15 protein-coding genes and 2 pseudogenes are annotated in these 15,259 nt (G+C 41.1%); 12 read left to right on the top strand and 5 right to left on the bottom strand.

Annotated elements, in window-relative coordinates; genetic code table 11:
• Window positions 1-5 precede the first annotated feature (5 nt).
• Together QMF79_RS05660 and nth are read left to right on the top strand one after the other, a co-directional pair.
• A complete protein-coding gene (locus tag QMF79_RS05660) occupies window positions 6-770 on the top strand; it encodes a TSUP family transporter (protein WP_281773058.1) in 765 nt (254 codons plus the stop codon).
• Window positions 770-1,405 carry an endonuclease III gene (gene nth, locus QMF79_RS05655; protein ID WP_111427398.1) on the top strand — a complete coding sequence of 212 codons (636 nt, stop codon included), beginning with the start codon at window positions 770-772 and terminating at the stop codon, window positions 1,403-1,405. Before QMF79_RS05660 ends, nth begins: the two co-directional genes overlap by 1 nt.
• Window positions 1,406-1,536: 131 nt before the next feature.
• On the opposite strand, the gene QMF79_RS05650 is transcribed toward nth, so the two are convergent.
• The gene (locus QMF79_RS05650) at window positions 1,537-1,755 is read right to left on the bottom strand and encodes a YdcH family protein (RefSeq protein WP_005706248.1); all 219 of its coding nucleotides are present in this window, start codon (window positions 1,753-1,755) and stop codon (window positions 1,537-1,539) included.
• A 181-nt stretch (window positions 1,756-1,936) separates the two neighbouring features.
• On the opposite strand from QMF79_RS05650, the gene QMF79_RS05645 reads away from it, so the two are divergent.
• From QMF79_RS05645 to QMF79_RS05635, 3 genes are all read left to right on the top strand, one after another.
• On the top strand, window positions 1,937-2,872 hold the full coding sequence (locus QMF79_RS05645) for a hypothetical protein (RefSeq protein ID WP_281773057.1): 936 nt from the start codon (window positions 1,937-1,939) through the stop codon (window positions 2,870-2,872).
• An 81-nt stretch (window positions 2,873-2,953) separates the two neighbouring features.
• Window positions 2,954-3,772: a pyrroline-5-carboxylate reductase gene (proC, locus tag QMF79_RS05640; RefSeq protein ID WP_281773056.1), complete on the top strand. Its 819-nt coding sequence runs from the start codon at window positions 2,954-2,956 to the stop codon at window positions 3,770-3,772.
• A complete protein-coding gene (locus QMF79_RS05635; RefSeq protein ID WP_281773055.1) occupies window positions 3,769-4,926 on the top strand; it encodes a 3-phenylpropionate MFS transporter in 1,158 nt (385 codons plus the stop codon). The genes proC and QMF79_RS05635 overlap by 4 nt, the downstream gene beginning before the upstream one ends.
• On the opposite strand, the gene QMF79_RS05630 is transcribed toward QMF79_RS05635, so the two are convergent.
• The 3 genes from QMF79_RS05630 to rph all read right to left on the bottom strand — a co-directional run bounded on the left by QMF79_RS05630 (window position 4,912) and on the right by rph (window position 7,884).
• Window positions 4,912-5,496, bottom strand: coding sequence for an anthranilate synthase component II (locus tag QMF79_RS05630; RefSeq protein ID WP_281773054.1), 585 nt, complete (start codon window positions 5,494-5,496; stop codon window positions 4,912-4,914). The genes QMF79_RS05635 and QMF79_RS05630 overlap by 15 nt on opposite strands.
• Entirely contained in the window at window positions 5,493-7,076 is a 1,584-nt protein-coding gene (rmuC, locus tag QMF79_RS05625; protein WP_281773053.1) for a DNA recombination protein RmuC, read from the bottom strand. Before rmuC ends, QMF79_RS05630 begins: the two co-directional genes overlap by 4 nt.
• Window positions 7,077-7,167: 91 nt before the next feature.
• Window positions 7,168-7,884: a ribonuclease PH gene (gene rph / locus QMF79_RS05620; RefSeq protein ID WP_281773052.1), complete on the bottom strand. Its 717-nt coding sequence runs from the start codon at window positions 7,882-7,884 to the stop codon at window positions 7,168-7,170.
• Between the two features lie 82 nt (window positions 7,885-7,966).
• Here rph and QMF79_RS05615 point away from each other — a divergent pair, with 82 nt between their 5' ends.
• From QMF79_RS05615 to QMF79_RS05600, 4 genes are all read left to right on the top strand, one after another.
• Window positions 7,967-8,830: a YicC/YloC family endoribonuclease gene (locus QMF79_RS05615; protein WP_281773051.1), complete on the top strand. Its 864-nt coding sequence runs from the start codon at window positions 7,967-7,969 to the stop codon at window positions 8,828-8,830.
• A gap of 26 nt (window positions 8,831-8,856) precedes the next feature.
• Window positions 8,857-9,741: a folate-binding protein gene (locus tag QMF79_RS05610; protein WP_281773050.1), complete on the top strand. Its 885-nt coding sequence runs from the start codon at window positions 8,857-8,859 to the stop codon at window positions 9,739-9,741.
• A gap of 206 nt (window positions 9,742-9,947) precedes the next feature.
• Window positions 9,948-10,109 (top strand): hypothetical protein, encoded by a 162-nt coding sequence (locus tag QMF79_RS05605; RefSeq protein ID WP_281773049.1) that lies wholly within the window; start codon window positions 9,948-9,950, stop codon window positions 10,107-10,109.
• Between the two features lie 123 nt (window positions 10,110-10,232).
• Window positions 10,233-11,612: an L-serine ammonia-lyase gene (locus tag QMF79_RS05600; protein ID WP_281773048.1), complete on the top strand. Its 1,380-nt coding sequence runs from the start codon at window positions 10,233-10,235 to the stop codon at window positions 11,610-11,612.
• Window positions 11,613-11,655: 43 nt separating this feature from the next.
• Here QMF79_RS05600 and mnmC read toward each other — a convergent pair whose 3' ends face one another.
• Entirely contained in the window at window positions 11,656-13,656 is a 2,001-nt protein-coding gene (gene mnmC / locus QMF79_RS05595) for a bifunctional tRNA (5-methylaminomethyl-2-thiouridine)(34)-methyltransferase MnmD/FAD-dependent 5-carboxymethylaminomethyl-2-thiouridine(34) oxidoreductase MnmC (protein ID WP_281773047.1), read from the bottom strand.
• Window positions 13,657-13,832: 176 nt separating this feature from the next.
• Here mnmC and QMF79_RS05590 point away from each other — a divergent pair.
• From QMF79_RS05590 to QMF79_RS05580, 3 genes and pseudogenes are all read left to right on the top strand, one after another.
• Window positions 13,833-14,144 (top strand): annotated as a pseudogene (locus QMF79_RS05590) (IS1595 family transposase); the annotation flags it as partial.
• 288 nt (window positions 14,145-14,432) lie between these two features.
• Complete coding sequence (locus QMF79_RS05585) at window positions 14,433-14,822, top strand: LysR substrate-binding domain-containing protein (protein WP_281773046.1); 390 nt, start codon at window positions 14,433-14,435, stop codon at window positions 14,820-14,822.
• Window positions 14,823-15,141: 319 nt separating this feature from the next.
• A pseudogene (locus QMF79_RS05580) lies at window positions 15,142-15,259 on the top strand (NADPH quinone reductase MdaB); the annotation flags it as partial.

Here is a 15,259-nt window from a genome sequence, read left to right as displayed (position 1 = left end):
AACGTATGGAACTTGGATTTGATGTGATTGCAATGCTTTTTGGCGTTGCGACAGTTGCAGGTTTTATTGATGCGATTGCGGGCGGTGGTGGGTTATTAACTATTCCCGCTTTGCTTTCGACAGGCTTGCCGCCTGCCATTGCTTTAGGTACGAATAAATTGCAAGCGTGCGGTGGTTCGTTTTCAGCTTCGCTCTATTTTGTTCGCAAAAAAGCGGTCGATTTAAAACAGGTTGCACTGCTGATTTTACTGACATTTATCGGCGCCGCTCTTGGTACGATTGTGGTACAAAATATTGATGTGAATGCATTGAAAATCGGCTTGCCTTTTCTAATTTTTGCTATCGGCATCTATTTTTTATTTAGCCCAAACATTGGCGATCAAGATCGCAAACAACGCATCAGCTACTCGCTATTCGGCTTTACGGCGGGAATGGGATTAGGCTTTTACGATGGTGTTTTCGGACCTGCAGTCGGCTCATTTTACACACTCGCTTTCGTGCTTTTACTTGGTTTTAATCTCACCAAAGCGGTTGCTCACGCTAAAGTATTGAACTTTACCTCTAACTTCGCATCGCTACTTTTCTTCATTTTTGGCGGTGCCGTCGTATGGGAAATTGGCTTTATTATGCTTATTGGGCAATTTATCGGAGCAACATTGGGGGCGAGAATGGTGGTAACTAAAGGCAAAAAACTAATTCGCCCAATGTTAGTGACAATTTCGTTTATAATGGTCGCCAAAATGCTCTATGAACAAGGATTTTTTGGATAATGAACCAAGCAAAACGTATTGAAATTTTAACAAGATTGCGGAATGAAAACCCGCATCCTACCACTGAATTAAATTATTCCTCACCTTTTGAATTGTTGATCGCAGTCATTCTTTCTGCCCAAGCGACAGACAAAGGCGTGAACAAAGCAACAGATAAACTTTTCCCCGTTGCTAATACGCCTGAAGCGATTTTAGCCTTGGGCGTTGATGGCTTAAAAGAGTACATCAAAACCATTGGGCTATTTAATAGCAAGGCGGAAAATATCATCAAAACATGCCGTGATTTGATTGAAAAACATAACGGCATTGTGCCCGAAGATCGTGATGCGTTAGAAGCCCTTGCAGGTGTTGGGCGAAAAACCGCTAACGTGGTGTTGAATACCGCGTTTGGTCATCCAACCATTGCAGTTGATACGCATATTTTCCGTGTTTCGAACCGCACAGGTTTTGCTCCTGGGAAGAACGTGGTTGAGGTAGAGAAGAAACTACTGAAAGTTGTACCTGCTGAGTTTAAAGTTGATGTGCACCATTGGTTGATTTTGCATGGTCGCTACACCTGCATTGCCCGCAAACCCCGTTGTGGCTCGTGCATTATTGAAGATTTGTGTGAGTATAAAGAGAAGACGGATATTTAATAAATATCCTCATTTTAGATCTTTGTTTGAAGTTTCAAGATAAGCTTTTTTGAAATATCTAATCCCTATTGACTAAAAAATTAAAGGGCTGAATATTTGATATTCACCCCTTTCAACGTTCAATTAACAACCTATTTCGCAGAATATTTTCTTAAAATCGCATAAAGTTCATCTTTAATTTTCAATTTTTCTTTTTTAAGCGTTTCAACTTCCTGTTGAGTGGCGAATTCAATATTCGCTTCTTGGTTTTTAATTTTTTGATCGATTTCATTATGCTTATCAAATAAACGAGCGAAATGAGCATCTTCGTTTTTCAATTTAGTAATCAAATCACGATATTCAGGAAACATAGTAAACTCCTTAAATTAGATTATTAATAGATTTAATTTCATCCTACTCCTTTTGATTTAATTTTGTAGTGAAATCTCACAAATTTTTGAACTAGATCACAAAATTTTTACCCACTTCTACTACGACAAGCGGAAAATTTAACGGTATAATGTAAACTCAACTATTCAAGAGGCAACAAGAATGCGCTATAAAGCTCTCTTTACTTTGTTATTTACCCTATTAAGTGGCAATGCTCTGTCTGATTGGAAGAAAATCAATGATTTAGATTACACATGGGGTCCCTTTAAAATTTACAACATATCTCTTTTCACTGAAACGGGCGAATATCAACCCAATATTCGTCCACTTATGGTGAGCCTAAAATATGATAAGCCTGTGGATGGACGTGATTTTGCTATTTCTATCGCTCGCTCTTGGGCACATTTAGAAATAAAATTTCCCAATCAAGAGGCAATAATCGACCGCTTGCGTAGAACTTTGCCCGATTTAAAACCAGGCGATATACTCTATTATGTTGCGTTGACTGATCGTGGTTATTTTATCGTTAATAATCAAGTTATTGCAGATGAATTTGACAAAGCTACCAATGATGCCATTTTAGCTATCTGGCTTGATCCAAAAGTGGAGCTTAGCCGCAAATTGATTGTGAAGAAAACCAATGGTTCTCAGAATATTCATATTGCTGAGAATGCTCCTGAAGATTCGGATGAAATCAATGTCGTTTCACCATTGCTGGAAGAAAAAAATAGTAAGCCAAATCCTGAACTTTCAGATAAAACTGCCACAACGGAACAAGTGGTCGATCTTGAGTCAGAAAATGCACATGAAAAAGTGAAAATGCACAAACAACCAGTTGTTGGCATGCCTGATAAAGCCATTATTGAGCCAATGAAAGTGGAGCCAACGCCTGAAACTAAAACTGCACAAGCGGTTGAAAATGTAGCTGAAGTAACGACTGAAAAGTCAGAAAAGCAGCCAGCTCAAGATGCATCTAAAGCCCAGCAAGAAGAACCGAAAACAGAACCGAAATCGGAAAATAAGGTTGATCCTGAAAACCCAGAAATCGACATCCGTCCGATTGAAGATCCTATGCCTGAGAATATCAGAGCAAGTTAAATATTATGCCGACTGAATGGTCGGCTATTTTTTATCTACTATTTCTCCCTTGTAGGAAAAAATAATAAAAGAGACACTAAAATGCAACATCCAAAACTTACCTTCATAGGCACAGGCAATATGGCTTGGGCAATCATTCAAGGCTTATTAAAAAGCGGTTATCCTGTAAGCCAAATTATTGCTTGCAACAAAAGCAACCAAACCCGTCGCAATGAATTACAAGCGGTAGGAATTGCAACACAATTTACCAATCGTGAAGCAGTTGAGCAGGCTGAGGTTGTCGTCCTAGCTGTGAAGCCACAAATAATGGCGGAAGTTTGCACTGAATTTGCAGATATTGATTTTTCACAAAAAATCGTTATTTCGGTGGCAGCTGGCATTTCTATCGCTCGTCTTGAACAACTTTTACCGACCGCTAAAAACATCGTTCGCACTATGCCAAATACGCCTGCGTTAATTAGCGAAGGTTTAACGGGCTTATTTGCAAAATCGTCAGTGAATCCGACCGCTTGTCAATTGGCGGAGATGCTAATGTCTGCCATTGGGCAATGTCATTGGGTGGATGAAGAGCATAAAATCAATCAGATTATCGCACTTACAGGTTCAAGCCCCGCTTACTTTTTCCGCTTTATGGAAGCGATGCAACACTCCGCGGAAAAAATGGGTTTTTCTGCGGAAGATGCTCGCTTTTTAGTACAACAAGCCGCTCTTGGCTCGGCGAAATTAGTGCAAGCCAATCCCGATATTCCACTTTCACAGCTACGTGAAAATGTGACTTCAAAAGGTGGTACAACTGCAAAAGCGTTGGAAGTTTTCGAGCAACAACGTTTAGCAGAAACTGTTGAGCAAGCAATGCAAGCCGCTATTTCACGAGCTAACGAAATGGAGCAATTGTTATGATCACACTTTCCCCGTTTAAATGGGCATCTTTTAACTTTTTCGGCTTTTTTTGTGCTTATGGCGTAATGTTGCCATTCCTACCTGTTTGGCTCAAACATTATGGATATAGTGCAGAAATGATCGGTTTAATCGCCTCTGTGGGTTATATTTTCCGCTTTCTAGGGGGCTTACTCGCCTCACAACGGGTAAAACATGTCGATCATCTCATTCCAACCGCTCGCGGTTTAACTTGGCTGAATCTCGCTGTCATTCCGTTCATTTTCCTCTTTGCGGATAATATTTGGGTGCTTTTCCCGTTGTTAATGCTGTTTCACATATTCAATGCAGGGGCTATGCCAATCGCAGACAGTATCGCGTCCATCTGGCAGCAACAGGTGGGATTAGATTATGGTAAGTCTCGCTTGTTTGGTTCAATCGCCTTTGTGGTGGGCTCACTGAGTTGCGGTTATCTTGTCGGCTTTTTAGGCGCAGAATCAGTGCTCTTTATTTTCATGGGGTTTATGTTATTACTCGCTTTCGGGCAATCATTCAAGCCTTCAATTACGTTACAACAAAACAGCGAACATCACGCAACAAATTCGCCAAGTTCTTGGGAAATTTTCAAAGAACAGACCGCTTGCCGAATGCTAATTACCGTTTCGCTCATTTTAGGCTCGCATGCGGCATACTACACTTACAGCACGCTCTATTGGTCATCGCTTGGTATTTCAACAGAGATGATCAGCCTGCTTTGGGGCATTGCAGTGGTAGCGGAAATCTGTATGTTCTTTCTTGCTAAACGTTTTTTAGGCAAGGTAAAAATCCACTATTTAATGATGGTTGCCGCAGCAGTCACCATTTCTCGTTGGATTTTGCTGGCAAACATTACCGATCCAACATTGTTTATTTTTGAACAATGTTTGCATTCATTTAGTTTTGCCATGACGCATTTTGCGATGATTCGCTATATTTCTAGCCAAAAAGTAGAAAAAATCGCCAAGTTACAAGGGCTTTATTTTGGCTTATCAAACTGTGCTATTGTGGCAATTTTTACCTTTATTTCGGGCTTGCTCTATCAATATAGCCCTTCTTATATGTTTATTTTAATGGCAATTTTTGTTGTGCCAGCCTTTTTCCTTGTGCCAAAAAAATTTCCAAGCCTACTCGCTCATTAGCCAATTGGATAACATTTCCCGACCATATTCGGTAATAAAAGATTCGGGGTGAAACTGTACCCCGTAAATTGGCAGATTAGCATGTTTGAACGCCATTAACACCGCTTGATCGCAAATTGAGGTTGCAACAAGCGGTGTTTTTTCAAGAGAATTTTGCGAAATTGCCCATGAATGATAAAGCCCAATGTTGAAACTTTCAGGCAAACCATCAAACAGCGGATTCTCTTCAAGCTGGCTTAATGGGCGTTGTTGCCCGTGCCGAACTTCTGCAAGGTTATATAGCCCCCCACCAAAAAATTCCGCAATGGTTTGATGTCCCAAACAGACACCCAAAATAGATTTATGCTGAGAATAACGCGCTAACATCGCAAAATTATTCGGATAAGCTCTTGGGACATCAGGCCCTGGCGAAATCAGAATATGGCTAAAATTTTCCACTTCATCCAAATCCAATTCCTCACTAAAGATAATCTGCATTGGAATGTTGAGTTCACGACAAATCGGACGGAGGAGATCCACCAAATTAAAGGTAAAAGAATCGTGGTTGTCGATGATAAGTAATTTTTTCATGATTCCTCTTTCTCCACCAACAATTCCAATCTCGCCGTATCCAAATCATTCTGTATAAATTCGACTTGCGGCACATTTTGGCTGGCTTTAGTTGAAAGCTGTTGGAAACGTTCAACTTTACCAAGCAAACCTTGTCGCCCAACCAAAGCCGTGACTGTTTGATTGTACTGATTATTTACGGTATTTAGCGTGTTGCCAAGCTTACTCAAACGTTCAGCAATGGTACACACTTGGTTATAAATATCACCCGCTTTTTCGCTGATCTCACGAGCTTCGCTGTTACCTCGTTCAATTCGCCAAAGGTTTGCGACTGTGCGTAAAATCGGCATTAGCGTGGTGTACGAAACCAAAATCACATTACGTTCATAACCAAAGTTAAAGAGCTGCGGATCGTGCTTCATTGCCTCAATATAAGCAGGCTCAATCGGCACGAACATCAGCACAAAATCAGGACTTTTCACGCCTAAAAGTGAGCTATAATTTTTCTTGGAAAGCCCATCAATATGTGCCCGCAACGAGCGGCAGTGTTCATCGAGTGCTTGTAACACTTCAGTTTGATTTTCGGCACGAATTGCTTTGTCATATGCTACCAGCGAGACTTTGCTGTCGATAATTAAATGCTTGTTATCAGGCAAATGCAATACAAAGTCAGGAGCAAAACGCTTGCCCTCTTCATCGCGAAAATTTTCTTGAGCCACATAATGCTCATTTGCCAATAAACCCGCCGATTGCAACGCACTTTCTAGTTGCACTTCACCCCAGTTACCTGCGATTTTATTGTTGCCTTTCAAAGCAGTTGCCAAATTTTGTGCTTCTTCTGACATCGACACACCAATTTGTAACACTCGCTTGATCTCTGCTTCCAAGTTTGCCGTGCCTTTAAGCGACTCGCTATGTACTTCATTCACACGTTTTTGGAAGCCTTCGATTTGCTCTTTAAATGGTTTGAGTAATGCATCTAATGAGGATTGATTACTTTGAGCGAAAAGTTGGCTTTTTTCTTCTAAAATCTGTTGAGCCAGATGTTGAAATTCCACATTTAGCTGCTGTTTTACCTGCACAAAATTGCGTTGTTGCTCTTCAAAATTTGCCTGTTTTTCGTTTAAAGTCGTGCGTAATTCAGTTAGTTCATTTTGAGATTGAATGAATTGTCCATTCAAGCGTTGGCATTCTTGTTCTTTTTGGTTCAAATGTTGATGGCTAAAAGCAAGTTGTTCTTCCAAGCTCTCCACCTTTGCTTGTGTTGCCCCAATGCGTTCTTTCAACTCGTTGATGTAACTCTCTTGCTGATCTTCCAACTGAGCTGCTTGATCAATTTTCGCTTGCAAGCGGTGAATTTCGCTCTCTTTTTCACTAATACGATTTTCCGCATTTTCGGAGCGAACTTTATACTGCACAGCCCATTGTTCTACCTGTGATTTTTCAGTCGCAAGCTGTTCTGCCTTTTGCGAAAGTTGGGCAAGTTGAACTTTCTGTTCTGCCGCTTCGTTTGCTAAGCGAGAATGCAGAAAAAAGAGGGTAATGGAGAGAAAACTGAGTAAAATTAAGCCGATGTAGAGCCAGATTGGATCGATTGTCATAGGTACTAAATGTGGGGCGGACTCCAGTCCACCTGTTAAAGAAATGCAATGGCAGACTGGAAGTCTGCCCTACCAAATAAATGATGGAAAATTATAGATTTAACGCTTCACGTTGTGCTGCAACTAACTGGTTAATCCCTTGTTTTGCAAGGTCTAACAAACGCAATAATTCATCGTGTGAGAACGGTTCGCCTTCTGCAGTGCCTTGCACTTCAACCATTCTGCCATCTTCAACCATTACCACGTTCATATCGGTTTCCGCATTTGAATCTTCCACATATTCCAAATCACAAACCGCTTCGCCATCCACAATACCAACAGAAACCGCAGCGACTAAGCCTTTAAGTGGGCTGGTTTTAAGCGTACCATTTTCGATTAAGTGAGCAATGGCATCGTGTAGTGCTACACAAGCACCAGTGATAGATGCGGTGCGCGTGCCGCCATCGGCTTGAATCACATCGCAATCCACGGTAATAGTGCGTTCGCCAAGGGCTTTAAGATCGACCACAGTACGTAAAGAGCGCGCGATTAAACGTTGAATTTCCATCGTTCTGCCTGTTTGCTTGCCTTTTGCCGCTTCGCGTTGGGTGCGGGAATGGGTGGCACGTGGGAGCATGCCATATTCTGCCGTTACCCAGCCTTGTTGTTGCCCTTTTAAGAAACGCGGCACAGTTTCTTCAATAGTTGCATTGCAAAGCACTTTGGTTTCGCCAAATTCAATTAACACAGAGCCTTCAGCATATTTGGTGTAGTGACGGGTAATTTTTACAGGGCGGATTTGGTTTAATTCGCGATTATTTGGACGCATAGTTTTTCTTTCCTTCTACTAAAATTCTTGGCTATTTTACAGTACAATAAGCTAATTTTCATTATAAAACAGGACAATCAAGATGATTTATAGTATGACCGCCTTTGCTCATTTAGAAATTAAAAAAGAGTGGGGCAATGCAGTATGGGAAATTCGCTCTGTCAATCAACGCTTTTTAGAAACCTATTTCCGTCTGCCTGAAGTCTTCCGCCATTTAGAAATGGGCTTACGCGAACGCCTGCGTAACTTGCTTACCCGTGGGAAAGTAGAATGTAGCCTACGTGTAGAATTAGCACAAGCAAGCAACAATAAAATTGCATTAAATAATGATTATGCAGAACAAGTTATCGCTTCGCTTAAAACCTTGCAAAGCATTGCGGGAGAAGGAGAAATTAATTTGGTAGATGTGTTACGTTATCCAGGAGTGGTAGATACACAAAGCCAAGATTTAGACCAAATCGCCCAAGATTTATTAGCGGGTTTTGAACAGATTTTAGCTGACTTTATCGCAATGCGTGGGCGCGAAGGGGAGAATCTGCAGGCGATTATTCAACAGCGTTTAGACAGCATTACTGAGATTGCACAAAGCGTGCAACAGCAGATGCCAGAAGTGTTGCAATGGCAAAAAGATCGCCTGCAACAACGCTTTGAGGAGCTTAATCTACAACTTGATCCACAACGCTTAGAGCAAGAAATGGTACTCACCGCACAGCGTGTCGATGTGGCGGAAGAATTAGACCGCTTGCAATTGCACGTGAAAGAGACTAGCTCAATCCTTAAAAAAGGCGGTGCAGTAGGACGTAAATTAGACTTTATGATGCAAGAGCTCAATCGCGAGTCCAATACACTGGCTTCAAAATCAATCAACGCTGATATTACTAATTCTGCGGTGGAATTGAAAGTGCTTATTGAGCAAATGCGTGAGCAGATCCAAAATTTAGAATAGAACAAGGATTTTTTTAAGGATTTAAAATGAAATGTGAATGTAATCAAATTAGCAAAATCTATCCTGATCTTTGCGTATTACTTGAACAATATCGTTTGATTGAAATTGCTGGTGTGGATGCAGAAAAATATCTGCAAGGGCAATTAACTTGCGATGTAGCGAAGCTTGAAGTAGGCAGCCACACTCTGACTTGCCACTGTGATCCAAAAGGTAAAATGAGTGCCTTGTTCCGTTTATATCGAGCGAGCCAAGAGCAATTTTTTGCCATCATCCATCAAGATTTATTGCCTGAGGCTTTAACTCAGCTCAAAAAATATGCAGTGTTCTCGAAAGTGACTTTCACCGAATTAGATACCAAACTCTATGGTGTAACAAGCAGTGAGATCTTGGCAAAACTTCACGAAAATTCGACCGCTTTAGTGTTCCCACAAGGGCAAAAGCGTGCAATTGTGTGGGGTGAAAATTTAGAAATAAATGGTCCGGCTAAACTTTGGGATTTAATAGATATTCAAGACGGTTTGCCGATTTTACTTAAAGCGAACCAATTTGAACTTATTCCTCAAGCAGCAAATTTACAAGCGATCGAAAATGCGATTTCCTTTACCAAAGGTTGCTATATCGGGCAAGAAACCGTGGCAAGAGCAAAATATCGCGGTGCAAATAAACGTGCGATGTTTACGTTGGTTGGTCAAGTTGCAGGCGAAATTACCTTACCAGAAATTGCTTCTAGCATTGAAATGCAACTCGGTGAAAACTGGCGTGCAACAGGAACAATTCTTTCTGCTGTGCATTATCAAGATAAATTGTGTCTGCAAGTAGTAATGAACAAAGATGTAGAGCGAGAAGCAAATTTCCGTGTGAATGGCATTGCATTGCAGATTTGTGAATTGCCGTATTCGTTAGAAGAATAGTATAGGCATAGTAGACAAAGCAGAAGACACTTTCAAAAGTGTTGATGCCATTATCTTGACTCATACACATGAAGATCATTGGGTGAAATTGCCCAAAAAAACTGTACCTAAATCCATCAAAATTTTTGTGCAATATGAACGGGAATAGCAACCTACTCAAAGCACAAAGTTTTACTAATATAACCAGTTTATCGTTGGAAAAATCGATGGAGTTCAAAGGTATTATTTTAAATAAAACTGGCGGTTCTCACGGCACAACGGAAATGTACGCTACACCACAATTGACCGAGATTTTAGGTGAGGCGATGGGCGTAACATTCCAAGCGAAAGGCTATCCAACTGTTTACTTGATTGGTAACACAATTTGAGCTGTCGAAGTAAACAAAGCATTAATCGTTATAAATTAAAATAGCTTTTTTAAGTTTATATCTTTTCGACTTTCAAGTAGAATACCGCTCCTTTAGTTTTACAAAGTATAGTTCGTAAATTTTATGATTAGCGTGTTTGATATGTTTAAAGTAGGAATTGGTCCTTCCAGTTCTCATACTGTCGGTCCAATGAAAGCTGCAAAACAGTTTATTGATGAACTTATTGCTTGCAAATTATTAGGCAAAACTAACCGCTTAGAAGCTCATATTTATGGCTCGCTTTCGCTTACTGGCCGTGGGCATAACACTGACATTGCCGTAGTAATGGGCTTGATGGGATATTTGCCAGATAATGTGGATATTGAAAGCATTGAGCCAACGATTGAGCAAATCAAGCAAACCCATAAGCTCTATTTAGCTCAAGCAGATAGTTCAAACACGCATACCATTGATTTTGATTTCTACAAAGATATGCCGTTTCATTACGACTTTTTACCTCGTCACGAAAATGGGATGACGCTTAAAGCGTTCAATGCAGATGAGCTACTTTTCGAAAAAACATTTTATTCGATTGGTGGTGGGTTTATTGTCGATGATGAACATTTTGGTAAAACGGCTCAAAACGAAGTGCACGTACCTTTTCCTTATCAATATGCGGAAGACTTGTTAAAACATTGCCGTGAGCAAGGTTTACCGCTTTCTAGCCTAATGTGGAAAAATGAGTTGGCATTGCGTTCGAAAGGAGAAGTTGAACACTATCTTGCTCATATTTGGCAGACAATGGAAGCCTGTATTCAGCGTGGCTTGCACACTGAAGGCTTATTGCCAGGTTCGCTAAAAGTAGTTCGCCGAGCAGCCTCACTGCGTCGAAGTTTGGAAGCGAATAGTAAATTCAACCAAGATCCAATGCAAATTATCGACTGGGTTAATATGTTTGCCTTAGCGGTAAATGAAGAAAATGCAGCAGGTGGACGAGTAGTTACTGCACCTACGAATGGTGCTTGTGGCATTGTGCCTGCCGTGTTGGCTTATTATCAGCAATTTATCGCCCCACTTAACCAAGAAACCATAGAGCGTTATCTGTTAGCAACCAGTGCGATTGGCTCGTTATATAAAATGAATGCCTCAATTTCAGGGGCAGAAGTGGGGTGCCAAGGCGAAGTGGGTGTGGCTTGTTCAATGGCAGCAGCGGGCTTAACCGAAATTATGGGCGGTACACCAGATCAAGTTTGTATTGCAGCAGAAATTGCAATGGAACATAACCTAGGCTTAACTTGCGATCCTGTGGGCGGACAAGTGCAAGTGCCTTGTATTGAACGTAATGCGATTGCAGCGGTTAAAGCCATCAACGCCAGCCGAATGGCGTTACGCTTAACAACACAACCTCGAGTTACCTTAGATAAGGTTATTGAAACGATGTACGAAACGGGAAAAGATATGAACGCCAAATACCGTGAAACCTCAACAGGCGGCTTGGCAATTAAGATTTTGCCGTGTGATTAACCTAAATTAATAGCCCAAAGTCATAATTTACTTTGGGCTACTTTTATACTCTACTCCCCTTCAACAACTTTCGCATCCACGTGCGGTTTGGGTTTAAGGCTTGCCAAATATCTTCGCTGATTGGCACAGGCTCACCTACAATTAAGCTTGCCAACAATTCGCCCAATAACGGGGCTGAGGTTAAGCCCCGAGAAGCCAAGCCGTTAATCATATAGAGGTTGGTAAAATTTTCCGCCTTTTCGACCGCTTGTTTGCGGCGAAGCAAATTATACAAATTTGCATATTGAGCTTTTTGAGCCTCAAAATTCGGCACTGCCCCAACCATTGGAATACGATCTCGAAAGGCTGCTCGAATGCCAACTTTGGCGAGATTGCCTGATAAATCCAGCCCCTGTACCCAATCACAAGCGGTCACATTTTGCTGAAGTTTTGCAAGATTTTCTTGATGCTCTGCAAGGCTAAATTCGGTAGTCGCATTATCACGAATATGGCTTGCACCAATGCAATGCAAACCTTTTGAAGATCGCGGCGTTAAATAACCATCGTAACAAATCACACATTTGAGCGAAGATAACTTTTCAGTGGTCGGCACTTGGCTTACTTGCCCGCGAACAGAGTAAAGCGGAATGCCTTGAGCCTGTACGAATTCGTTAAAACTATGTCCATTGGCAAGCACTAGAACCTCATGCGAGAAAGTTTCGCCTGAATGTTGCCAGTGCCATTTTTCATTCTCCCATTGCGGAGCACAAACCTCGTGATTAAGCACAATACTCAGCCCCATTTTCTCTAATAAAGCAAAGCCGTTTTGCACCAATTGCACGGGCGAAAGCCAACCACCCTCTTGAATAAAGGCACCGCTATTTGGCACAGAAACACCTAATTTTTCGCTCAATTCTTCTGCAGAACAGAGTTGAAATAGGCTATCATCTTGCATGATTTCCGCCATTTTTGTTAACTTTTTGACCTGCTTTTCATCGTAGGCATAAAGTGCCACGCCTGTTAAAGCATGCTCAAAATCGACCGCTTGTTTAAGCCCATTCAAGCGTTGCAGAGCGTAATCAAAAGCGTGCACATAAAATCGCACATTGCGATCATCATCATCGCTTAATTGCGGATAAATAGCCCCTTGCAGATTACCCGAAGCATTGCGAGCAACCTGATCATCTTTGCAATAAAGCGTGACTTTTTTGCCCTTTTCAATCAGTGATAACGCCAAAAAGAGGCTTGCTACACCACCGCCAACGATCGCAATATCTTGGCAATGTTCAGCATTTTGCTGGTAAAAGTAAGGAAATTGTTGCGATTGGCTTTCAACTTCAGCATTTTTTGTGCCCCACAACATTTCTCGTTTTTTGCCGAAGCCTTTGCGTTTTTTCACCTCAAAACCGACCGCTTGCAATCCTCGTCTAACATTGCTTGAAGCCGTAAAAGTGGCAAAAGTGCCGCCCATACGTGTAGTGCGGAACATCTGCTGATAAAGCCCCTCATTCCACATTTCGGGGTTTTTATCGGGCGAAAAACCATCCAAAAACCAAGCATCTACAGCTTCGTCATATAAATCGCCCCATTGTGAAAGACTCTCTTGCATATCACCAAACCAAATATCAAGATAAATCTCACCGAAATGGTAACGCTGGCCGCCTACTTGGCGAGGTTTCCAACAAGCGGTTAAATTTGCTGAAAGTGTTGCAAATTGCGGATAATTTTCGTGAATTTGGCTTAATTGTGCGGAAGTTAACGGATATTTTTCAAATGAGAGAAAATACAAACGTTGCAGTTTATGTGTTGAGTTTTCCGCCCGAAATTGCTGAAATTTATCTGCTACCGCCATAAAATTTAAGCCCGTGCCAAAGCCTGTTTCGGCAATTACAAAACTTTCACGCTCATGTGAAAGCCAGCGTTCCCAAAGTTGATTACCCTCTTGGAAAACGTAGTAACTTTCTGCCAAGCCATCTTGGGTAGAAAAATAGATGTCGTCAAACTGCTCGGAAACGGGTGTGTTGTTTTCATTAAATGTGAGTTGAGAGAAGGTGAGTTTTTTCATATCTAGCTCCTAACAAGTGGAGATATTCCGTTTCTCATTGAAAGAGTGTTAATTATTTTATTATGCTACCGCTACATAATACCGAATTTTTCTATTCTGCCTAGAAAAATCAAAAGCTAACTTTTGAAATAAATTTAGGGACTAACGTAGATTAGCAAGTATGCTAGTCTATAAAAATGAAGATAACTCATTGTAAATTAAAGAAATCTATACAAAATAAGCTCCTTGAATTTTTTGTATTAGAAATTACAGCCCGGGTAGTGGCTGATTTACTCGGTATCCAAGCCAATTCAGCGATTTTATTTTACCGAAAAATTTGTGAAGTCATTAGCTATCATTTAGCCCTTAAAGCCGATGAGGTTTGTGATGGTCAAATTGAGTTTAATGAAAACTATTTTGTCGGTCATCGTAAAGGAAAACAAAGAGTTGCCGTATTCGGTTTGTTAAAGCGACAAGGAAAAGTATTTACGGTAGTGCTAGAAAATACCAGAATTGGTGTTTGAGTGGCTGAAGGAGGTGTAAGGATACACTGGCAGTAAGTGTATCTGGATTTTAGAATCCGACTGTGCTTACGCTGTTTTCAGGCAACCTAAAACCATGTCAGTTTTATCACACCTTGAAGCCACATGATTTTTCATTTCACCAACAACCGTCTCTGTCTCGCCAAATTCAAAGTAGCCAGCAACAACATAACCAAGCCGGAGGTTGAGGCAACGAGGAAATAGCCTAACAACAGTAAACGCTGTTCGGCAATGAACTGAAAACCGCAGCCCGTCTTGTATTTACTGAAAATCCAAGCACCGAAAATTAAAGTGGCGGTATTGGCGATTAACGAAAGCATCATAAAAAATCAGCTGGAACAGCGACAAATCGACTTTGCGTTAGTCACGCCGGACTTCCAAGCACCAGATATTCACGGAAAAAATTTGTATGATGAACGCTATATCTGTGCCGTTCGACACGATCACCCCATAGCCCAACAATCCCAACTGACCCTTGAGCAGTTTTGCCAGTTAGAGCAAGCCTTGATTTCCTATCATGGCGGCAGCTTCAGCGGTGTTACAGACAAAGCCCTGCAAGCGATGGGGCTACAAAAAATGTCAGCCTATCGGTACAAAACTTTATTGTCTTGCCTGAATTGCTGGAGCAAAGCGATTTACTGGTAGTTGTGCCTGAGCGCTTGATTATTCATTTTAATAATCTCAAACGCTTTGAGCCCCCTCTTAAAATTCAAGGTTTCACCAAAACATTGATTTGGCACGAACGGACACATAAAGATCCTGCCTATTGCTGGGTGAGAGAGCTGATTGAAAAGGCTTGTTTGGTTGAAGGAAAATAATGAATATTGATGCTACTGCTTAGTCGTAATAGGTAGCATCCCTTATAGTCTCAAATAGTATGGTAAGCAAATGTACTTTTAAAAATTAAAGTAAAAAGGCATAATGATGGCCTCATTTTTATAATTATTTATTTTAGGAGCAAAAGATGAAGATTTTATTATTGGATGGTGGTAAAAATTTCGGACATTCGCATGGTGAGTTAAATCACACACTTCACAAAAAAGCGAAAGAAGTTTTGACCGCACTTGGACACAATGTACAAG

Origin of the sequence: Pseudohaemophilus parahaemolyticus (assembly GCF_938021905.1) — a bacterium.
GTDB classification, from domain to species: Bacteria; Pseudomonadota; Gammaproteobacteria; order Enterobacterales; family Pasteurellaceae; genus Haemophilus_A; species Haemophilus_A parahaemolyticus_B.
Note: the sequence above shows the minus strand (reverse complement) of the source record. Positions and strands in the feature narration are given on the sequence as shown.